The sequence below is a fragment of the Neisseria sp. HMSC078H04 genome (genome assembly GCF_001838135.1).
Lineage (GTDB): Bacteria > Pseudomonadota > Gammaproteobacteria > Burkholderiales > Neisseriaceae > Neisseria.
Genome location: NZ_KV835822.1, coordinates 198,184 through 217,324, shown reverse-complemented (window position 1 = coordinate 217,324; position 19,141 = coordinate 198,184). Strand labels below are relative to the sequence as shown.

General features: G+C 49.0%; 21 protein-coding genes. 4 read left to right on the top strand and 17 right to left on the bottom strand.

Annotation, left to right across the window (positions count from 1 at the left end):
* Positions 1-101: 101 nt before the first annotated feature.
* From HMPREF2560_RS01250 to HMPREF2560_RS01195, 12 genes are all read right to left on the bottom strand, one after another.
* Positions 102-2,084: a monovalent cation:proton antiporter family protein gene (locus tag HMPREF2560_RS01250; protein ID WP_070607132.1), complete on the bottom strand. Its 1,983-nt coding sequence runs from the start codon at positions 2,082-2,084 to the stop codon at positions 102-104.
* 268 nt (positions 2,085-2,352) lie between these two features.
* Complete coding sequence (gene fabG / locus HMPREF2560_RS01245; protein WP_070607129.1) at positions 2,353-3,099, bottom strand: 3-oxoacyl-ACP reductase FabG; 747 nt, start codon at positions 3,097-3,099, stop codon at positions 2,353-2,355.
* A 44-nt stretch (positions 3,100-3,143) separates the two neighbouring features.
* Positions 3,144-4,181 carry a glycosyltransferase family 8 protein gene (locus HMPREF2560_RS01240; RefSeq protein WP_070607126.1) on the bottom strand — a complete coding sequence of 346 codons (1,038 nt, stop codon included), beginning with the start codon at positions 4,179-4,181 and terminating at the stop codon, positions 3,144-3,146.
* Positions 4,174-5,244: a WaaS/CpsH family glycosyltransferase gene (locus HMPREF2560_RS01235; RefSeq protein WP_070607392.1), complete on the bottom strand. Its 1,071-nt coding sequence runs from the start codon at positions 5,242-5,244 to the stop codon at positions 4,174-4,176. Before HMPREF2560_RS01235 ends, HMPREF2560_RS01240 begins: the two co-directional genes overlap by 8 nt.
* 55 nt (positions 5,245-5,299) lie before the next feature.
* Complete coding sequence (locus HMPREF2560_RS01230; protein ID WP_070607123.1) at positions 5,300-6,301, bottom strand: WaaS/CpsH family glycosyltransferase; 1,002 nt, start codon at positions 6,299-6,301, stop codon at positions 5,300-5,302.
* A 72-nt stretch (positions 6,302-6,373) separates the two neighbouring features.
* On the bottom strand, positions 6,374-7,300 hold the full coding sequence (fabD, locus tag HMPREF2560_RS01225) for an ACP S-malonyltransferase (protein WP_070607121.1): 927 nt from the start codon (positions 7,298-7,300) through the stop codon (positions 6,374-6,376).
* A 9-nt stretch (positions 7,301-7,309) separates the two neighbouring features.
* On the bottom strand, positions 7,310-7,657 hold the full coding sequence (locus HMPREF2560_RS01220) for a DUF1294 domain-containing protein (RefSeq protein WP_070607118.1): 348 nt from the start codon (positions 7,655-7,657) through the stop codon (positions 7,310-7,312).
* Positions 7,658-7,708: 51 nt separating this feature from the next.
* Complete coding sequence (locus tag HMPREF2560_RS01215) at positions 7,709-8,671, bottom strand: beta-ketoacyl-ACP synthase III (RefSeq protein WP_070607116.1); 963 nt, start codon at positions 8,669-8,671, stop codon at positions 7,709-7,711.
* Between the two features lie 152 nt (positions 8,672-8,823).
* A complete protein-coding gene (gene plsX / locus HMPREF2560_RS01210) occupies positions 8,824-9,894 on the bottom strand; it encodes a phosphate acyltransferase PlsX (RefSeq protein WP_049332639.1) in 1,071 nt (356 codons plus the stop codon).
* Positions 9,895-10,016: 122 nt separating this feature from the next.
* The gene (locus HMPREF2560_RS01205; protein WP_070607112.1) at positions 10,017-10,541 is read right to left on the bottom strand and encodes a phosphoribosyltransferase; all 525 of its coding nucleotides are present in this window, start codon (positions 10,539-10,541) and stop codon (positions 10,017-10,019) included.
* Between the two features lie 92 nt (positions 10,542-10,633).
* The gene (rpmF, locus tag HMPREF2560_RS01200) at positions 10,634-10,813 is read right to left on the bottom strand and encodes a 50S ribosomal protein L32 (RefSeq protein ID WP_002240035.1); all 180 of its coding nucleotides are present in this window, start codon (positions 10,811-10,813) and stop codon (positions 10,634-10,636) included.
* 33 nt (positions 10,814-10,846) lie between these two features.
* Entirely contained in the window at positions 10,847-11,350 is a 504-nt protein-coding gene (locus tag HMPREF2560_RS01195; protein ID WP_070607108.1) for a YceD family protein, read from the bottom strand.
* A 55-nt stretch (positions 11,351-11,405) separates the two neighbouring features.
* Between HMPREF2560_RS01195 and HMPREF2560_RS01190 the strand changes: the two genes are divergently transcribed.
* Together HMPREF2560_RS01190 and HMPREF2560_RS01185 are read left to right on the top strand one after the other, a co-directional pair.
* Positions 11,406-11,996 carry a Maf family protein gene (locus HMPREF2560_RS01190; protein ID WP_070607389.1) on the top strand — a complete coding sequence of 197 codons (591 nt, stop codon included), beginning with the start codon at positions 11,406-11,408 and terminating at the stop codon, positions 11,994-11,996.
* A 54-nt stretch (positions 11,997-12,050) separates the two neighbouring features.
* On the top strand, positions 12,051-12,761 hold the full coding sequence (locus tag HMPREF2560_RS01185; RefSeq protein WP_049328886.1) for an SAM-dependent methyltransferase: 711 nt from the start codon (positions 12,051-12,053) through the stop codon (positions 12,759-12,761).
* A 95-nt stretch (positions 12,762-12,856) separates the two neighbouring features.
* Here HMPREF2560_RS01185 and yidC read toward each other — a convergent pair whose 3' ends face one another.
* The 4 genes from yidC to rpmH form a co-directional block, all read right to left on the bottom strand.
* A complete protein-coding gene (gene yidC, locus HMPREF2560_RS01180) occupies positions 12,857-14,503 on the bottom strand; it encodes a membrane protein insertase YidC (RefSeq protein ID WP_070607106.1) in 1,647 nt (548 codons plus the stop codon).
* A gap of 118 nt (positions 14,504-14,621) precedes the next feature.
* Entirely contained in the window at positions 14,622-14,843 is a 222-nt protein-coding gene (yidD, locus tag HMPREF2560_RS01175; protein ID WP_003684591.1) for a membrane protein insertion efficiency factor YidD, read from the bottom strand.
* Entirely contained in the window at positions 14,840-15,181 is a 342-nt protein-coding gene (gene rnpA, locus HMPREF2560_RS01170) for a ribonuclease P protein component (protein WP_003748912.1), read from the bottom strand. Before rnpA ends, yidD begins: the two co-directional genes overlap by 4 nt.
* 2 nt (positions 15,182-15,183) lie before the next feature.
* Complete coding sequence (gene rpmH, locus HMPREF2560_RS01165) at positions 15,184-15,318, bottom strand: 50S ribosomal protein L34 (protein ID WP_002214728.1); 135 nt, start codon at positions 15,316-15,318, stop codon at positions 15,184-15,186.
* Positions 15,319-15,637: 319 nt separating this feature from the next.
* Here rpmH and dnaA point away from each other — a divergent pair, with 319 nt between their 5' ends.
* Positions 15,638-17,206, top strand: coding sequence for a chromosomal replication initiator protein DnaA (gene dnaA / locus HMPREF2560_RS01160; RefSeq protein ID WP_070607103.1), 1,569 nt, complete (start codon positions 15,638-15,640; stop codon positions 17,204-17,206).
* A gap of 105 nt (positions 17,207-17,311) precedes the next feature.
* Positions 17,312-18,415: a DNA polymerase III subunit beta gene (gene dnaN, locus HMPREF2560_RS01155; protein ID WP_004520410.1), complete on the top strand. Its 1,104-nt coding sequence runs from the start codon at positions 17,312-17,314 to the stop codon at positions 18,413-18,415.
* A 153-nt stretch (positions 18,416-18,568) separates the two neighbouring features.
* Here the strand turns inward: dnaN and HMPREF2560_RS01150 are convergent, their stop codons facing one another.
* The gene (locus HMPREF2560_RS01150; protein ID WP_004520408.1) at positions 18,569-18,931 is read right to left on the bottom strand and encodes an ACP-like domain-containing protein; all 363 of its coding nucleotides are present in this window, start codon (positions 18,929-18,931) and stop codon (positions 18,569-18,571) included.
* Positions 18,932-19,141: the final 210 nt, after the last annotated feature.

Below are 19,141 nucleotides of genomic sequence, written 5' to 3'. Positions count from 1 at the left end.
GGCAGACGCTCTACCAACTGAGCTAATCACCCATGCGCAAAATTGCGAAGACGCTATTAAACCAAAAAATCCTGATGCGCGCAAGATTTATTTGCCGATAATTAGATATCTCCCTGCAAACACCAGTTTTCAAAGGAAATAATTTCTTCCTGCTTGCCTGCGACAACCAAAATATCGCCGGTTTCCAGAACGAAATCAGGGTCAAGGTCTTGGATTTTTCCGGTTTTGCGGCGGATAAATAATAGCTTCAGATGATGGGCGGTCAAGGGCAATTCGCGGATAGTTTTGCCGATGGCATGTGCCTCGCCGTGCAACGGGAAGGCATGGCGGCAGACGGCCTTGCTGTCTTCGTCGGAGAAGCTGTCATCATCACTGCCGACAAACAAGTCTTGCAAAGATGCATAGCGGCTGTGACGGATGTGGGTTATGGTTTGATAAACATGGTTGTAAGAGAGGCCGTGACCCAACATGGCATAGCTTGCCAGTACCAGGCTGGTTTCTTTGGTATCGGAGACGGTTTCTTCCGCACCCATTTCGGTAAAGGTTTTGACGTAATCGTCATTGGTGGCGCGAACATAAACCGGCATGCTCGGATGCATGGACATGATGTTGCCGAGAACATGTTGGGTCTCGTGCATATTGTTCAGTGTGATGACCACCATTTTGGCGCGTCCCAAGCCGGCGGCTTCCAAGACTTCGCGGCGTTTGGCATCGCCAAAGGAAACCGGCTCGCCTGCATTGCGTGCCACTTGTACGCGGGCAATGTCCAAGTCAAGGGCAAAGTAGGGGATGCCTTCTTGCGCCAATACACGGGCGACCGATTGACCGCCGCGTCCGAAACCGATAATCAGGACGTGTTCGGATTTGCTCATGGTTTCCACCAGCATGGAGTGCAAGTCCAAGGCTTTCATGTCCCAGTCGGATTTGACGAAGCGGCTGACGATGGCATCGCTGCTGCCCAAAATGAATGGTGCGGCAATCATGGAGAGCAAGACGGCTGCAGTGGCCGCTTGTTCCAATTCGGGCGAAACCATATTGATTTTGCTGGAAATAGCCAGCATCACGAAGCCGAACTCGCCGCCTTGCGCCAAATAAAGCGCACTCTTGAGGCTGTCGCCCACAGGGTTTTTCATGCGCAAAGCGATGATGAAGACGACCAGTGCTTTCAAGATCAACAGGATTGCCAACAAAATCAGGATTTGCTGCCAGTTGCCGATCAGCGCCTGAATATCGAGCTTCATACCGACGGTAATGAAGAAGAAGCCCAGCAGGATATCGCGGAATGGACGGATGTCGTCTTCCACCTGAATACGGTATTCGGTTTCGGAAAGCAGCATACCGGCAACGAATGCGCCCAATGCCATAGACAAGCCTTCAAGCTCTGTCAGATAGGCCACGCCCAAAGTAACCAGCAAAACGTTGATCATGAAGAGTTCGGACGATTTGCGTTTGGCAACCAGTCTGAACCAGCGCGACATCACACGGCTGCCGACAACGAACAAAATGCCCAAGGTCAGCAACATTTTCAAACCGGCCAAGCCCAGCTCTACCCACAAGTTGCCTTCGCTGCCGCCGGCAAGTGCCGGAATCAGAATCATCAGCGGTACAACGGCAATATCTTGCATCAGCAAAACACCCATGGCCATTTGACCATGCGGCTGACCCAGCTCGGTTTTCTCCGACAGAATGCGGCTGACGATGGCGGTGGACGACATGGTCAGTGCGCCCGCAGTGGCAAACGCCCAGTTAAACGGCGTGCCCATTGCCATCAAAATGCCCATAATTGAGAGCATGGTAATGATGACTTGCAAACCGCCCAAGCCGAATACGAGGCGGCGCATGGCTTTGAGTTTGGGCAGGGAGAATTCGAGACCGATGCTGAACATCAAGAACACAATGCCGATTTCGCCCAAATAGTCGGTGGCGTGGCTTTGCGGAATCAGTTTGAACATACCTGGACCGGCAATAAAACCGACCAAAAGATAACCGAGCATGGAAGGAATGTTGAACTTGCGACAGCAGATAACCGTAATGACGGAAACCAACAGGACAATGACAATGGGACCGAGGGAGAATTCGTGCATAGAGTGGGCGGCCTTTCGTTAAAAGTAGCTATTGTTATATAGGCCGTCTGAAACACGTCGAAAACCGACAGCAAACCCAAATAAAAACGCACAGAATGAACTTCATTTCTGCGATTTGATTTCCCGTATCATGCTTATTTGGACTTACTGTTTCGAGCGTTATCTAACGGATTGTTAAGATTATATCAAGATAGAATGTAAAGTAGTGTTTTGATTGACAAAAAGGGCCGTCTGAAATATTCAGACGGCCTTTAAATAAACAAACGGTTTACGGCATCAACATGCCGCCGTTGACATGAAGTGTCTGACCGGTAATGTATTTTGCCTGATCAGAAGCCAAGAACAAAACTGCATCGGCAATATCTTGCGCTTCACCGAATTTGCCCAAAGAAGTTTGCGCTTCAAAGGTTTTGCGGGTTTCTTCCGGCAGGGCGCGGGTCATATCGGTGTCGATAAAGCCGGGGGCAACGCAGTTGACGGTAATGCCGCGGCTGCCGACTTCACGCGCCATAGATTTGGAGAAGCCGATTAAGCCTGCTTTTGCGGCCGCATAGTTGGTTTGGCCGGCATTGCCCATCACGCCGACAACGGATGTGATGTTGATGATGCGGCCGGTACGCTGTTTCATCATGCCGCGCAATACCGCTTTGGAGGCGCGGAACACAGATTTGAGGTTAACCTGCATGATGTCGTCCCATTCTTCCTCTTTCATGCGCATCAGGAGGTTGTCGCGGGTAATGCCGGCGTTATTGACCAGAATATCCAGTTTGCCGAATTCTTTCTCGATGTCGGCAATCAGGGTTTCGATGGTTTCAGGTTCGGCAGAATTCAATGCACGGCCTTCGCCGCCCCATTGTGCCAAGCGTTCGCCGATTGCAGCCGCACCGCTCTCACTGGTGGCTGTACCGATAACTTTTGCACCGGCCGCAGCCAAAGTATCGGCAATCGCCGTACCAATACCGCGAGAAGCGCCGGTTACCAAAGCGATTTTGCCGCTCAAATCTTGTGTACTCATGTTTTATTCCTTAATTGCGATTGGAAAAATGGTTTCAGACGGCCTTATTTACCTAGGGAGGGTGCTTGATACCGTCGTTTGTTGATTCTTCGTAATAAATATTCTTTGTAGTATGCCCATGCTTGCTTTTTTTGTCCTTGTTTCCAAAGTCGTTTGGCTGCTTGTCTAAATTTCCTTTTAGGATTTGGAAAGGGCAACCAAGTTGATAGAGGTTGTTCTAGATATCCGTTATTCCATGGGGAATTCTTAAAATATTGATCATATGCGGGGTGGAAGCCTAATTGATGCCACGGTTTGATATGACCAACAAAATGGACTAAGCGGATATTGTTGGGATTATCGATCAATTCACTGTATTTTTGATGCCAATGTATCCAGTTAAAGTTTTCTGAAAGCCAGTGTACATGACCTATACAGGCTAAATTCAAAATATCTTGATCTGGGCAGGAGAGTTTAAAATTTTGTTTTTCTACGGCTTGCATTTTTTCAGACAAAATTTTATCTATTGCCATATCATTCCATTTGTCAATATTGAATAGAATGACCCCGGAGTTGAAATAAGGCTCAGTATCTGTAAAACCAAATTGATTGAGTTGTTTTATATATGCTCTGTATAAGATTGCATCAGGTACGGCGGCAATCAAAGAATTTGAAATGTCGATTTCAAATAAATCATCAATGTTACCCAAGCACAGTACATCAGTATCTAAATAAAGTGCAGTATGAGCAATACCTTTTAATAAGCAAGGGATACTCATACGGTAATACATAGCGATAGTAAAATAATGAGTAGTTTGCAGGGTAGAAAAGTATTCTGTATTTAAATGGTAAACGCTTATTGCGTAGTTTTGATTTGATGTTTCAATTTGATTGAAAATATCAAAATCATAACCTTCTGAACCACTAACTAACAAATGAAAATGTATTGGGCTGGTATTGTTTTGCAATACAGAAAGTAACGCAGTGCCGATGTGTTTGATATAGTTTTGATCGGCTGCATAAACAATATGTTTCGGCTGTTCAATGAATTCTCGTTTGCGGATATGAACAGTTTCTAATACCAATTTTTCTCTATCAAACATTTAAATTCTCCACAACTTCTCTATTGATTTCAGGTAATCTGATAGGGATATTCGGTTCAATATCAAATGCGCAGCTGATCCAGTTGCTGAAGCTGTATTTGTGTTTCAGGCCGGGGGCAAGCGGTACGTACGGCAAGGTCAGGAAGGCTTTGAGTTCTTCAAGGTTGCTTCCGTCCCAGTAGAACATATTGTTCGGGTGATAAAAATCGTAATGTACGATGGTCGGATTGGTCGTAATCAGTTTTTTGTCCAATCCAATCGCTTCGAAAATCCGCAAAGAGAGGCCGTAGTGCTTGCGGTTGAGGAAATCTACCAATACAGAGGATTTGGCCGCTTCTTCTAAGTTTTGACGATAGGAGAGGGCGTTTTCAAATGAGAAGAACTCGACTTCGGGAATGCCTAAAGCCGCTTTTTCTTCTTCGATTTTCTTACTGGCCAAGCGGAAATCTATTTCTAAACCGATTGAACGTGCAGCTTCGCAAAATGCACGGATGTCATTGTTGCGGTCGGCAGCGTACGAGCCGATAAACAAGATTTTGTTTTGCGGGTTTTCAGACGGCCTGAAGCTGTCAAAGTAGAAGCTGGTGGTTGGAAAGAGTTTTTCGGCGTATTCGGGGTGTTTGCCTTGGTCAAACGGATCGAAAAAGTAAAATTTGTCGAAAAATTCGATGTTGTCGAAGTCTTCTTTTAAGAAGGTCAGGGCTTCCCAATTGTAGTACACCATTAATTTTGAATGCGCTCTGAGCTTGGCGATGAAGTCTTTCGGATAGGCGCCCAGCCAAATCATGAAGCAATAATCCGCTTGTTCGGGATGTTCGCTTAACAGGGTATTGAGGCGTTCTTCTACGGCGCGGAACATGGTCCGTTTTTTGAAGTCTTTTTGTCCAAGAATATTTCGATACCAGATTTTTTTCAGCCGTTGAAATACATTTTTGTATTTGAACTCTTTTTCTTCATAGGTCAGGGACAGCACTTCAAATCCGCATTTCTCCAAGTTTTCAATAATGAGTTCGTGGATTTTGAAGAGTTCCGGCATGGCGAGAATGACTTTTTTCTTACTCATAATGTATTCAATGTAATATTTTGTCAGGCAAGGATATTTGCCATAGGCAATAGGGTTAATCAATGCCGAGCAGGCGGTTTAGCCATTGTGTAAACGAATAATAGGCTTTGATTTCAGGGGCAGGTTGCTGATACGGGCGTGCCAAAAATTCAGGCAATGTGTCTAAATTACCGCCGTCCCATACGAACACGCGGTCTGGGTGGTATAGGTCGGTCTCCAAGATATGTTTGTTGGTGGTAATCAGTTTTTTATCGAAACGCAACGCATCAAAGATACGGAATGATAAGCCGTAATGTTCGAATTGTGCAAAATCGACGACTGCACCGCAACTTTGCACTTGGCTGAGGTTTTCTTCAAAGCTGAGGATGCTGCTGCGGTCAAGATAGCGGATACCGTTGTGTCCGAAGGCTTTTTCAGCCCTGTCATCTTTGCAGTAGATATGAAAATCCAAGGGCAGGTTGAGGCGTTCGGTTTCTTGGATAAAACGTTTGGTTTGCTCTTCGCGCCTGAGTTCGTAGCCGCCTAAAAAGTAGAGTTTGTTGGTGGGTGCATATTCCACCACGGGAAAGTCAAAGTAAAAATTGGTGGTGGCTTTGAAATGGCATTGTGGATATTTTTGAATATCGTCGGGGTCAAAAACCCAACATTGGTCAAAATAATCTAAATATTCAATAATGTCTGGGAAGCGGCCTACGCCATCCCATTGATAATTCACGCAAATATTGCTGTGTTCGCGGATGGTGGCGACGATTTCTTTGGGGTAAATGTTGGCGCGGATACAGAGCGCATAGTCGGCTTTTTTGCCGTTTAACAAGGCCAGTTTTTGCTGAATGTCGTCGAGGTGGCGGCTGTATTTGAGGTATTTTTTATAGTTGCCGTCTTTGGTGATGTGTTTGTGGTAGAGGTTTTTGAGTCTGCTGCCCAAGTTCGGGTAATAGGAATCTCGGTCGTCATAGCACAGATTAATGACATCAAAACCAAGAAAACGCAGATTTTTTTCGATACATTGATCCAGTCCGTACATGTAGGGAACGGCAAGAATAATGGTTTTTTTCATAATGTATTCGGATTGGAGTGGGCTGATTTTTCAGACGGCCTTGCCTGACAGGATAGGCCGTCTGAAAACATTTTAGTGGGCTTCGATAAATGCAGTCACTTGGTCGGCATTGGTCAATGCGCTGCACGCGGCTTCTTTGTTGATGCGTTTGGCGAGGCCTGCGAGGACTTTGCCGGGGCCGCATTCGGCGGATTCGGTGATGCCTTCGGAAACAAGCGCGTTGACGGTTTCTGTCCAGCGCACCGGGCTGTACAGTTGGCGTACCAAGGCATCTTTGATTTTGTCGGCATCATCGTAAGAGGCAACATCGGCGTTATGGATGACGCGGATTTGCGGTTGTTTGATGGTGATGTCTTTCAATGCTTCGGCAAGTTTTTCCGCTGCAGGCTTCATGAGGCTGCAGTGAGAGGGAACAGAAACGGGCAGCGGCAGGGCGCGTTTGGCTCCGGCTTCTTTGGCGGCAGCCATGGCGCGTTCGACTGCGACTGTATTGCCGGCAATCACGACTTGGCCTGGGGAGTTGAAGTTGACGGCTTCAACGACTTCGCCTTGTGCAGCTTCGGCACAAATGGCTTTCACTTGTTCGTCTTCCAAACCCAAAATAGCGGCCATTGCGCCTACGCCTTGCGGTACGGCAGATTGCATGAGTTCGGCGCGCAGGCGGACGAGTTTGACCGCGTCTGCGAAATCCAATGCACCGGCAGCGACGAGGGCGGTGTATTCGCCGAGGCTGTGGCCTGCAACGACGGTAGGGATTTTACCGCCGGCTTCCAAGTAGGCGCGGTAGGTGGCAATGCCGGCAGCCAGCATGATGGGCTGGGTGTTGACGGTTTGTCCGATTAATTCGGCATCTTCGCCGTTAATCATTGCCCACAGGTCTTGACCCAATACGGCGGAAGCTTCGTCAAATGTGGCTTTAACGATGGCTTGCTCGGCAAAGCCGTTCATCATGCCTAGGCTTTGTGAGCCTTGTCCGGGGAAGAAGAATGCGAAAGACATGGTAATTCCTTATTGGTTTGAATGTTTGAGGGTATCTGCCAGCAGAAGGAGGGTGGCGACAGTATTGGTTACGGTGGTCAGCCGGAAGGTGCGGACAAAACTGAGTTTGCTGGTTTTGTGCCTGAATGCGAGGCTGCCGCAATAACCGCCCGGCCAGCCACCAAGCAGGTTGAGCAGATGCAATTTTGCTTCGGGTATGCGCCTGCCGTGGTTGCGTGCGCGCTGTTTGTCTCGGTAGTAAAGCAGGAAAACGTATGCACTCAGTGCGAGATAGGCGATTGCCAGTTTGGGCAATATTACAGCCGTTATGCTTAAAAACAGGCTGCTGATGCAGAATGCAAACGTTAGGGATTTCATGGGTTTTAGCAGAATAGGCCGTCTGAAAGGGATGTTCAGACGGCCCAATCGTTAGTATTTCACCAAAACTGCACCCCAGGCAAAACCGCCGCCGATACCTTCGAGCAAGAGGTTTTGTCCGCGTTTGATTTGGCCGTTTTTAATACCGACATCCAGTGCCAGTGGAATGGAGGCTGCGGAAGTGTTGCCGTGGTCTTGGACGGTTAAGATCACTTTATCCATGCTCAAGCCCAAGTGTTTGGCGGTAGAGTCGATAATGCGCTTATTAGCTTGGTGCGGCACAAGCCAATCGATTTGATCGGTGGTGTAACCGGCTTCTTCGATAACGTCATCTGCGATTTTGGACAGCATTTTGACGGCAAACTTGAATACGCCGGGACCGTCCATGCTGATGTAGGGCGAACCGCAAATTTGGCCGTTGGCGATTTGTCCGGGGACGTTCAAAAGGTTGAGGTAGTTGCCGTCGGCTTTGAGTTTGCTGTGGATGATGCCCGGTTCGTCAGATGCGCTTAAGACAACCGCACCAGCACCGTCACCAAAGAGGACGCAGGTGGTGCGGTCGTTCCAATCGACGATGCGGCTGAAGGTTTCCGCGCCGATCACCAAAGCGTTTTTCGCCATGTCGCTTTTGATATAGGCATTGGCAGTGGTCATGGCATACATAAAACCGGCGCACACGGCTTGGACGTCAAAGGCAGGGCAGCCGTTGGTTATGCCTAATTTTTGCTGCACGATGGTTGCCGTAGAAGGGAACTGCATATCGGGAGTGGCTGTGGCGACGATAATCAGATCGATATCGTCAGCCTGCAAATCGGCATCTGCCAAGGCGCGGCGTGCTGACTCGGCGGCCAAGTCGCTGGTTTTTTCGCTGTCGTCTGCAATATGGCGAAATTTGATACCTGTACGCGTGGTAATCCACTCGTCGGAAGTGTCCACTTTTTTGGCAAGGTCGTCATTGCTGACGCGGTTGGCAGGAAGGTAGCTGCCTGTACCGGAAATTTTGGCATATTGCATGAGAACGGCCTTTTTAGAGAGTTGATTCAGATAGTCGGGTATTGTAAGCGAAAATGGGAAAATTCCCAATATTAAGAATGAAGTCGGTGATTAAAGATAAAAACAGGCCGTCTGAACATTTTGGAGTTTCAGACGGCCTGTATATATCAGCCTTAAGCTTCCGTTGTTGGAGTAGCGGTTTCTTCCAGTTCAGCTGCTGCTTTGGCGGCTTCCAAAGCAGCCAACTGGGTGGCTACGCCTTGTTCGATTTGAGCGAGGCCGGCAGATTTGGCTTCGTGATAGGCTTCTTCCAAAGCATAACGGAAGCCGACTTCGTCGGTTCCACCGTGGCTCTTAATCACAATACCGCGTAAACCAAGAAGGATGGCACCGTTAAATTTGCGCGGGTCCAATTTGCCTTTCAAACCTTTGAGTGCGGGCAGGGCGGCAATGGCGGCAAGTTTGTTGAACAGGGTGCTTTGGAATTCGCGTCGGATGGCGCCGCTCATGAATTTAACCGCACCTTCAATGGTTTTGAGCATAACGTTGCCGACAAATCCGTCTGCGACAACGACATCGGCTTCGCCATACAAAACGCTGTTGCTTTCGATATTGCCGATAAAGTTGAGTTTGCTGCTGCTCAACAGTTTAAAGGTTTGTTTGACGGCATCCGTACCCTTGATGTCTTCTGTGCCGACGTTCAAAAGGGCGACACGCGGGCTGCCTTTTTCAGGGTGCAGCGCGTGTACCAGCTCGCTGCCGATGATGGCAAATTGAACCAGTTGTTCGGGCGTACAGTCAACGTTGGCGCCCAAATCCAAAGCCAAAGTAACGTGTTCGCTGTCGGATGGCAGGAATTTGGCGATGGCAGGGCGCTCAATGCCGGGAATGGTTTTGAGGACGAATCGGGCGGTCGCCATCAGTGCGCCGGTATTGCCTGCCGATACGGCGGCTTGCGCGTTGCCTTCTTTGACTTGGTTGATGGCGATGCGCATGGATGATTCTTTTTTATTTTTCAGCGCAGATTGAGGCGCTTCATCCATTTCAACGACTTGCGCTGCATGGCAGACGGTAATGCGGTCCATAGGCGCGCCTGCCGAGCTTAATGCTTGGCGGACTGCTGCTTCATCTCCGACCATAATCAGATGTACGTCGGATTGCTGTTTCAGGAAATCCACTGCACCGGGGACGGTAATCGCAAGGCCTGCATCTCCGCCCATGGCATCTACGGCCAGTGTAATCATGTTGTTCTCCGGTTTGTGTGTTTCAGACGGCCTCAAACAATCGGAAAAGCACACTCATCCGATTTTCAGGAGATTGAATGGAAAATCAGATGAAAAGGCTTGTTGCGATGGTCGTACCAGATTTATTGGTTTTGCGCGGCCAATTTGTTGTGTTCGTCGATGTCCAGCGCGTCCCAAGGATAGTTGATCCACCAGTCTTCAACGGTAATGCCGCTGAAATAAGGGACACCTTCAGGAATTTTACCGACTTTGGCTTTGATTTTTTCATGCAATACTGCCACGCCGACAGTGCCGAAATCTTCTTTCAACAATTCGTTCAGGCAGAACTCCATGGTAACGCGGCTGTCGTCCACTTCGTCAACAACCAGTACGTTTTTGCCTTTCAGGGCATCTGGAACGGGATCAAGCCATTGGACTTTTTTTACTTCCTCGGTCACTTGACCTTCGTTATCGCTGTCGTAGTAGGCTGTGGTGACGGCGTAAATTGGAATTTCCAAGAAGCAGCGCAACATGCGGGCAGGGATAAAACCGCCGCCGCCAATGGCAATCATGGCATCGTATTTAGTGCCGGAGTTTTGGATTTTTTCCGCCAATCCTTTGATTACGCGGTGGATGTCGTCGTAGGTGTACCAGATTTTACGTTTCATGGTGTGCTTCCGAAGAGGAAAATACAGGGTGCAATGCAAAAAAGCCAGTCATTGCATGGCAATATTCTGGCTTTTTCAGTCAGACGAACGGATTATTCGCCTTTAGCTTTTACCACTTTACGGCCACGGTACATACCGTTTGGAGAAATGTGGTGTGGACGATGTACTTCGCCGGTTGCGCTGTCAACAGACAGAGAAGGCGCAGTCAGAGCGTCGTGTGAACGGTGCATACCGCGTTTAGAAGGGGATTTTTTGTTTTGTTGAACGGCCATTTCAAGCTCCTAGATAAATAAACTGTGTCCTAATTAACTGCTTTTCAAACCTGCTAAAACAGCGAAGGGGTTTGGTTTGTCCCGATTGACTTCGTCCAGTGTTCCATTGTTGCCGCAGTCTTCGTGTCGAGGGGAGAAAGGGAGCGACATCAGGATTTGGTCTTCAACCAGAGTCCGCACGTCAAGCTCTTCTTCGAGCAGCATGCCTTCCAATTCTTCATCGGCAAGCATGGCTTCGTCCAAACTCTCTTCATCGGCAAACAGGACGATACGGCTGGTTTCATCGAGTAGAAACGGCATGGGCGTAATGCAACGCTGGCAAATCAGGGGCATGTCGGCTTTGACGTTTAAATCGAGAAACAGACGTTGCAGCCGGTCGCGACCGCCTTGCAGCGTAAACGACACGCGTGTCTGTTTGTCGGCCGGATAATCGTGCGAACTGACTCGTTCATCCAATTCTTCGAGCAGGAAGCTGCCTTGCAGATTCTGCCCTTCGGCGGCGAAAACTTCTGGGTCAATCAAATTAGGGTATGACATAAACGGAGTATGATATAATTTCGGCAGTCTAACGTCAATGTTTTTAAGTAAAAATATGGAAGTAAAACTGCCTTTGGTTTTAGGGTCGAGTTCGGTTTTCCGCTGCGGACAGCTTCGCCGTTTGGGTATCGATTTTCAGACGGCATCGCCTGATTTTGATGAAACGCCTATTGAGGGCGAGCATGCAGGCGAGACGGCGTTGCGTTTGGCGGAAGGCAAAGCCCGTTCATTGGAGGCAACTTTTCCTGCCACGCTGATTATCGGCGCAGACCAAGTCGCATGGTGCGAAGGACGGCAGTTGGGCAAGCCGATGAACGTCGCAAATGCACAACAGATGCTGGCGGACTTGAGTGGAAAACGGATTGAATTTTACAGCGCAATCGTGCTTTTGAATACTGCTACGGGCAAGGTTCAGCATCATATCGATCATACGGTGGTTGCCATGCGACAGTTGACGCAGGGACAAATCAGCCGATATTTGGAACGCGAGCCGGATGCGGTTTATTGTGCCGGTGCGGCGAAGAGCGAGGGTTTGGGCGCCGCTTTGTTGGAGCGGATTGAAAGTACGGATCCGAATGCTTTAATCGGCCTTCCAATTTTCCGTCTGATTGATTTTTTGAAAAACGAAGGTGTGGAAGTTTTATAGTTTGAGGCCGTCTGAATGTGTTCAGACGGCCTGAGATTTTTTGGAGCTGGAAGAATGAAACCGATTTTGTATTTGATTCCTACCCCTTTGGGTGCGCCTGATACGCCATGCCTGTTGCCGCATGAACAACAGGCGATTGTCGGGCTGACGGATTTTGTCGTGGAAGCGGAAAAAACAGCGCGTGCGCATTTGAAACATTTGGGCGTGACTACGCCTATCCGCGAGCTGAATTTGCAAACGCTGAATGAACACACGGATTTGAAGACTTTACCGGAATTGCTGAAACCTTTGCAAGAAGGGCGCAGTATGGGCATTGTCAGCGAGGCAGGTTGCCCGGCTGTTGCCGATCCGGGCGCGAATTTGGTGGCATTGGCGCATAAACACGGTTTTGAAGTACGGCCTTTGGTCGGCCCTTCCAGTTTGTTGCTGGCACTGATGGCTTCGGGTGCGAATGGGCAGAACTTTGCGTTTAAGGGTTATCTGCCGTCTGAAAAAAATGAGCGCATTCAGAGTTTGAAGGCTTTGGAGCAACGTTCACGCCAGCAAAATGAAACGCAGCTGTTTATCGAAACGCCGTATCGCAACGATGCGTTGTTGGCTGATGCGGTGGAAAACCTGCATCCTGAAACGCGCTTGTGCGTGGCTACGGACTTGACCTTGCCGACACAGGAAATCATCAGCCAGACGATTGCGCAGTGGCGAAAAAGAAAAGAAATGCCGAATTTGAAAAAACGCCCGACTATTTTTGTGTTGCATGCCGCGTAAAACTGGATTGGGTTCAATTTCAAACTATATTAGTTTGAGGAAATAAAAAAAGGCCGTCTGAACAACAGACGGCCTTTGTGTTGCCTAAGCTTTTATCAAGAAACGACTTCGCCTTGGGTGCGTTGTTTTTCGATGCTGCGGTTGATGTGCCATTGTTGGGCGATGGTCAAGAGGTTGTTGACTACCCAGTACAGAACCAAGCCGGCAGGGAAGAAGAAGAACATGATGGAGAAAACCAAAGGCATGATTTTCATCATTTTCGCCTGCATAGGGTCGGTTGACGGCGGATTCAGATAAGTTTGTGCAAACATGGTTACCGCCATAATCAAAGGCAGGATGTAGAAAGGATCCGGACGGCTCAAGTCGGTAATCCAACCCAACCATGGCGCTTGGCGCAATTCTACGGAGGCGAACAATGCCCAGTATAGGCCGATGAAGACGGGGATTTGCAACAACATAGGCAGACAGCCGCCCAGCGGATTGATTTTCTCGTCTTTGTAAAGCTGCATCATGGCTTGTTGTTGCGCCATGCGGTCATCGCCGTATTTCTCTTTGATGGCTTGCAATTTAGGTGCGGCGGCACGCATTTTTGCCATAGAGCGGTAAGAGGCGTTGGTCAATGGGTACAGTACGGCTTTGACGATGATGGTCAAAACGATGATTGCCCAACCCCAGTTGCCGATGATGTTGTGCAGTTGGTTCAAGAGCCAGAAGAGCGGGGAGGCGAACCAGTGTACTTTGCCGTAGTCTTTGGCCAGTTGCAGTTTGTCGGCGATGTTGGCGATAACGGAAGTGGTTTGCGGACCGGCATACAGGTTGATGGCAGTTTCGGCTTTTGCGCCGGCTTGGATGGCGGCTAAAGGCACGCTGACGCTTGCGCTGTACAGGTTGTCGCCGCGACGTTTGATGTCGATGTTGCATTCGCCTGCAGAGCATACGCTTTGGCCGTCTTTAGGCTGCAAAATCCAAGTGGACATGAAGTGGTGTTCAATCATGCCGAGCCAGCCGGTCGGAGTTTTGCGGATGTATTCGGCTTCGGGTTTGCCGGATTTGGCATCGTCGTCCAAATCAGAGAAGCTGACTTTTTGGAAGCCGCCTTCAGGAGTGTAAACCACCGGGCCGACATAAGAGCGGGTGAAGTAGCCTTGGCCTTCAGGTTCGCTGTGGTCGCGGACGATGCGGTAGTCTGCGCTCAGGTTAACGGGTTGGCCGTTGCTGTTGGTAATGTCAAAGCGGACGTTAACCAAGTAGCTGCCTTTGGTAAAAGTATAAACTTTGTCGATTTTCAGGCCGTTGGTTTCAGGTGCGCTCAGGCGGACTTCAACTTTGTCACCTTCCAAACTGTATTGTTTTTGCGGAGCAGTAAAGTTGACGCCTTTCAGAACGTTGTTGCCTTGTGCGTCCAAAAGCTCGGATTGGGCAACGTAGGTGTAGTCTTTGCCGTCGTTAAACAGGACGAAAGGTTTGTGTTCGTCGCCGGTTGCTTTGTATTGCAAGAGGGTCAGCTGACGCAGGTCGCCGCTTTTCTCATCGATGACGGCTTTAACCGTGTCTGTGGTAACGGTAATGGGAGAGGCCGGGGCAAGTGCGGCTTCGGCAACGGCTTTTGCCGGAGCGGCGGCCGTTTGCTGTTGCGCAGCTTGTTGCGCCGGATTAGGTTTGGGGCTGGGGAAAAAATGTTCCCAGCCGGCAAAGATTGCCACTGAAATGGCAAAAAACGCCATTAGTCTTTTAAAATCCATAAGAGATTCCTGGAATTGACGGATAGGTAATCGAGATGAAAACTGCTTCAGACGGCATTATATAGAAACCGACGGGAAATTAAAGGAAATCGTGTTCTTTAAATGGTTGACAGCAGCATTATGGAACAGGGTCATGACCGTGTCCGCCGAAAGGATGGCATCGTGCGATGCGTTTGATTGCCAGCCATCCGCCTTTGAATGCGCCGTATTTTTTGACGGCTTCGACTGCATATTGTGAACAGGTCGGGGTATAGCGGCAGCGCGGTGGAATGAGGGGGCTGATGCAGTATTGGTAAAAGCGGATGAGTGCAAGGAAGAGCTTGGAAAGCAGGGTATTCATCGGCGTTTTTTCATCAGCTGGGCAAGTTGGTTTCGGGCTTCCGGAGCAGTTTCCCGATTAAACGCCTGACGCACGCGCACAACAAAATCATGTGGCGGCAGCTGGTGTTGATTCAGCCTGAACCAGTCGCGGATGACGCGCTTCATATAATTGCGGTCATGGGCGCGTTTGGCGGTCTTTTTGCTGACGACCAAACCAAGGCGCGGATGGCCGAGCGCATTGTCTGCGGACTGGGAGACTTGCAGCAAATCGCGGCTGCGTCGGTTTTTCAACGCAAAAACGGATGAAAAATCATCCGTTTTTAATAAGCGATACTGCTTCGAGAAGCCGTAATTCAAAATTATACAGCCAGGCGTTTGCGGCCTTTGGCACGACGAGCAGCCAATACTGCGCGACCACCGCGGGTTTTAGAGCGAACCAAGAAGCCGTGGGTGCGTTTGCGTTTGGTAACGGAAGGTTGATAAGTGCGTTTCATGATGTTTCCTAAAAATTGGTAGATAATTAAACCGTGAATTACACTCCAATTTGCTGCTTTTGTCAATCAATATAAAAACTTTTCGTTGGCCAAAGTGTGACAACGGGTTTGATGCATTGATAGAATTTGTGGATAAAATTTTGCGGCGGTTGTGGATAAAAAAGAGCGGAATGGGTATAATCGCCCAACCTTGCTTTTCTCTGTGCGCAAGGCCGTCTGAAAGCAGCGGGCGTGTCATAAAAATCTGATTTTTATTGGATTGCCTGTCTGCTCCGCCTTCTTGTATTTCCCAAATCTTCCATTTTCCGAGCTTAATCTCATGACGTTAGCTGAATTTTGGCCGCTGTGCCTTTGCCGCCTTCACGAAATGTTGCCTGCCGGGCAGTTTGCGCAATGGATTGCGCCTTTGACCGTGGGTGAAGAAAACGGCGTATGGGTGGTGTATGGTAAAAACCAATTTGCCTGCAATATGCTCAAAAGCCAGTTTGCCGCCAAGATTGACGCCGTGCGTGCCGAATTGGTGCCTCAGCAGGCTGCTTTCGCGTTTAAGCCGGGCGTAGGTACGCATTATGAAATGGCGGCTCAGGCTGTTGCGCCGGTGCAAGTGCAAGAAGTCATTGAAGTTGAAGAATGTGTAGAGCCTGTTCAAATGCCTTTGCAAACTGCTGCGGCAATGGAAGAAGATAGGCCGTCTGAAACGGTTTCCAAGCCTGCTGCTGCCATGACGGCTGCCGAGATTTTGGCGCAGCGCATGAAAAACCTGCCGCATGAGCCTCAAGTGCAAACTGCTGCTCCGGCTGAGTCTAAAGCAGTTGCCAAAGCCAAAACCGACGCGCAACACGATGCGGAAGAAGCGCGCTACGAACAGACCAATCTGTCGCGTGACTATACATTTGAAACCTTGGTGGAAGGTAAGGGCAACCGCCTTGCCGCCGCAGCCGCCCAAGCGATTGCTGAAAATCCGGGGCAGGGCTACAACCCGTTTTTCTTATACGGCAGTACCGGTTTGGGTAAAACCCACTTGGTGCAAGCCATCGGCAACGAATTGCTGAAAAACCGTCCTGATGCCAAAGTGCGCTATATGCACTCGGACGACTATATCCGCAGCTTTATGAAGGCTGTGCGCAACAACACTTATGATGTGTTCAAGCAACAATACAAACAATATGACCTGCTGATTATCGATGATATCCAGTTCATCAAAGGCAAAGACCGTACGATGGAAGAGTTCTTCTATCTGTACAACCATTTCCACAACGAGAAAAAACAGCTTATCCTCACTTGCGACGTATTGCCTGCCAAAATCGAAGGCATGGACGACCGTCTCAAATCCCGTTTCTCATGGGGTTTGACTTTGGAACTCGAACCGCCCGAATTGGAAATGCGCGTGGCGATTTTGCAGAAAAAGGCAGAAGCGGCCGGTATCAGTATCGAAGACGAAGCCGCTCTGTTTATCGCCAATCTGATCCGCTCCAATGTGCGTGAGCTGGAAGGCGCGTTCAACCGTGTCAGCGCCAGCAGCCGGTTTATGAACCGTCCTGTCATCGACATGGATTTGGCGCGTACGGCTTTGCAGGATATTATTGCCGAGAAACACAAAGTCATTACCGCCGACATCATCATCGATGCGACAGCCAAATACTACCGTATTAAAATCAGCGATATATTGGGCAAAAAACGCACGCGTAACATTGCCCGTCCGCGCCAAGTTGCAATGAGCCTGACCAAAGAGTTGACCACGCTCAGCCTGCCTTCTATCGGTGATGCCTTTGGCGGCCGCGACCACACGACTGTGATGCACGGTGTCAAAGCGGTGGCAAAACTGCGCGAAGAAGATCCCGAATTGGCGCAAGACTACGAAAAACTGCTGATTTTGATTCAGAACTGACCCAATGCAATTTCAGACGGCCTGATGTCAATATGAGGCCGTCTGAAAACAAAAAATATTTTAAAATACCCAAATCAACCGATTTCAAATTCAAAGGAATGGAACATGCTGATTTTACAAGCCGATCGCGACAGTCTGCTCAAGCCGTTGCAAGCCGTTACCGGTATTGTCGAACGTCGCCATACTCTGCCGATTTTGTCCAATGTGTTGCTGGAAAGTAAAGACGGACAAACCAAACTTTTGGCAACCGACTTGGAAATCCAAATCAATACCGCCGGCCCTGAAAGTCAGGCAGGCGATTTCCGCATTACGACCAACGCTAAAAAATTCCAAGACATCCTGCGCGCCCTGCCTGACAGTGCGCTGGTGTCACTGGATTGGGCAGACAACCGTTTGACTCTGCGCGCGGGAAAATCCCGTTTTGCCCTGCAAACCCTGCCGGCCGAAGACTTTCCGTTGATGAATGTCGGCAGCGACGTCAGCGCGACTTTCTCGCTGACTCAAGAAACCTTCAAAACCATGCTTTCGCAAGTGCAATACAGCATGGCGGTTCAAGATATCCGCTATTACCTCAACGGCTTACTGATGCAGGTTGAGGGTAACCAACTGCGCCTTGTTGCAACCGACGGCCACCGCCTTGCTTATGCGGCCAGCCAAATTGAAGCAGAACTGCCGAAAACGGAAGTAATCCTGCCGCGCAAAACGGTATTGGAACTCTTCAAGCTGTTGAACAATCCGTCCGAGTCCATTACCGTTGAGCTTTTGGACAATCAAGTACGCTTCCAATGCAATGGCACGACTATTGTCAGCAAAGTCATCGACGGCAAGTTCCCTGACTTTAACCGCGTGATTCCTTTGGATAACGACAAGATTTTCCTCGTATCCCGTACTCAGCTTTTGGGTGCGCTCGAACGTGCTGCCATTCTTGCCAATGAAAAATTCCGCGGCGCGCGACTGTTCTTGCAACCAGGTTTGCTGAGTGTCGTATGTAGCAACAACGAGCAGGAAGAAGCGCGCGAAGAGCTGGAAATCGCTTACCAAGGCGGAGAACTCGAAGTCGGTTTCAACATCGGCTACCTGATGGATGTGTTGCGTAATATCCACTCCGACGATATGCAGCTTGCTTTCGGCGATGCCAACCGTTCAACGCTGTTTACTGTGCCGAACAATCCGAATTTCAAATACATCGTGATGCCGATGCGTATTTAATTAGCGTATTTAATTAGTATGTGAACAAACAAAAAGAGCGTGTACGGTACACGCTCTTTTTTATAGGCTTGGATCAAAAGGCCGTCTGAAAATTGTTTTTCAGACGGCCTTTTGATTAAACCGGGATGATTCGGTTAAATAGGAAAACTGGGATTAACGTGGACGTGGTTCGCAGTTTTTCACCAGGAATGAGCCGTTAGGGGCGTTCACGCCAACTACTTCAGAAGTAGTGTGGGTGTTTTTGTCGATGAAACCGGCAGACATTACATAGCCTTTACGGTTGGTGAAAGTAGTGCCAGTGCTGTCAGAACGTTTTTTGTCGACAACCAAAGAGGCTTTTTTGCCACCGGCGTTTACGTCAGCAGTAACTGCACGGCCGCTACGGTCAAAGCCGTACATCACGTTCAGTGATTTGCCACCGTCACAACGGTAAGAAACGAAGCCGGCAGGTGCAGCGGCAGCAGAGAAGGAAACAGTAGCCAATGCGGCTGCAGTGATAACAGAAAGTAATTTCATGATCTAAGCTCCATATGAGGGTTGTGTGTTATCTTGCAAAGTGAGAAAGGATTTCCGTTTGCAGATGAAGCGTATTTTAGGCGTTTTGTCGGTAGTGGCAATTAGGTAAATTGCAAAACAGTGTTTACTTATGATTACCTGATTGTTTATTAATAGAAAGTTGTTTGTAATTTGGTGTTGCAAAGTGGTTATGTGGGTTGTTGCGGAATA

Excerpts from the sequence above, each read along its gene's own strand:
- HMPREF2560_RS01250 (WP_070607132.1), bottom strand. The coding sequence starts at position 2,084 with ATGCACGAATTCTCCCTCGGTCCCATTGTCATTGTCCTGTTGGTTTCC.
- fabG (WP_070607129.1), bottom strand. The coding sequence starts at position 3,099 with ATGAGTACACAAGATTTGAGCGGCAAAATCGCTTTGGTAACCGGCGCT.
- HMPREF2560_RS01240 (WP_070607126.1), bottom strand. The coding sequence starts at position 4,181 with ATGTTTGATAGAGAAAAATTGGTATTAGAAACTGTTCATATCCGCAAA.
- HMPREF2560_RS01235 (WP_070607392.1), bottom strand. The coding sequence starts at position 5,244 with ATGAGTAAGAAAAAAGTCATTCTCGCCATGCCGGAACTCTTCAAAATC.
- HMPREF2560_RS01230 (WP_070607123.1), bottom strand. The coding sequence starts at position 6,301 with ATGAAAAAAACCATTATTCTTGCCGTTCCCTACATGTACGGACTGGAT.
- fabD (WP_070607121.1), bottom strand. The coding sequence starts at position 7,300 with ATGTCTTTCGCATTCTTCTTCCCCGGACAAGGCTCACAAAGCCTAGGC.
- HMPREF2560_RS01220 (WP_070607118.1), bottom strand. The coding sequence starts at position 7,657 with ATGAAATCCCTAACGTTTGCATTCTGCATCAGCAGCCTGTTTTTAAGC.
- HMPREF2560_RS01215 (WP_070607116.1), bottom strand. The coding sequence starts at position 8,671 with ATGCAATATGCCAAAATTTCCGGTACAGGCAGCTACCTTCCTGCCAAC.
- plsX (WP_049332639.1), bottom strand. The coding sequence starts at position 9,894 with ATGATTACACTGGCCGTAGATGCCATGGGCGGAGATGCAGGCCTTGCG.
- HMPREF2560_RS01205 (WP_070607112.1), bottom strand. The coding sequence starts at position 10,541 with ATGAAACGTAAAATCTGGTACACCTACGACGACATCCACCGCGTAATC.
- rpmF (WP_002240035.1), bottom strand. The coding sequence starts at position 10,813 with ATGGCCGTTCAACAAAACAAAAAATCCCCTTCTAAACGCGGTATGCAC.
- HMPREF2560_RS01195 (WP_070607108.1), bottom strand. The coding sequence starts at position 11,350 with ATGTCATACCCTAATTTGATTGACCCAGAAGTTTTCGCCGCCGAAGGG.
- HMPREF2560_RS01190 (WP_070607389.1), top strand. The coding sequence starts at position 11,406 with ATGGAAGTAAAACTGCCTTTGGTTTTAGGGTCGAGTTCGGTTTTCCGC.
- HMPREF2560_RS01185 (WP_049328886.1), top strand. The coding sequence starts at position 12,051 with ATGAAACCGATTTTGTATTTGATTCCTACCCCTTTGGGTGCGCCTGAT.
- yidC (WP_070607106.1), bottom strand. The coding sequence starts at position 14,503 with ATGGATTTTAAAAGACTAATGGCGTTTTTTGCCATTTCAGTGGCAATC.
- yidD (WP_003684591.1), bottom strand. The coding sequence starts at position 14,843 with ATGAATACCCTGCTTTCCAAGCTCTTCCTTGCACTCATCCGCTTTTAC.
- rpmH (WP_002214728.1), bottom strand. The coding sequence starts at position 15,318 with ATGAAACGCACTTATCAACCTTCCGTTACCAAACGCAAACGCACCCAC.
- dnaA (WP_070607103.1), top strand. The coding sequence starts at position 15,638 with ATGACGTTAGCTGAATTTTGGCCGCTGTGCCTTTGCCGCCTTCACGAA.
- dnaN (WP_004520410.1), top strand. The coding sequence starts at position 17,312 with ATGCTGATTTTACAAGCCGATCGCGACAGTCTGCTCAAGCCGTTGCAA.
- HMPREF2560_RS01150 (WP_004520408.1), bottom strand. The coding sequence starts at position 18,931 with ATGAAATTACTTTCTGTTATCACTGCAGCCGCATTGGCTACTGTTTCC.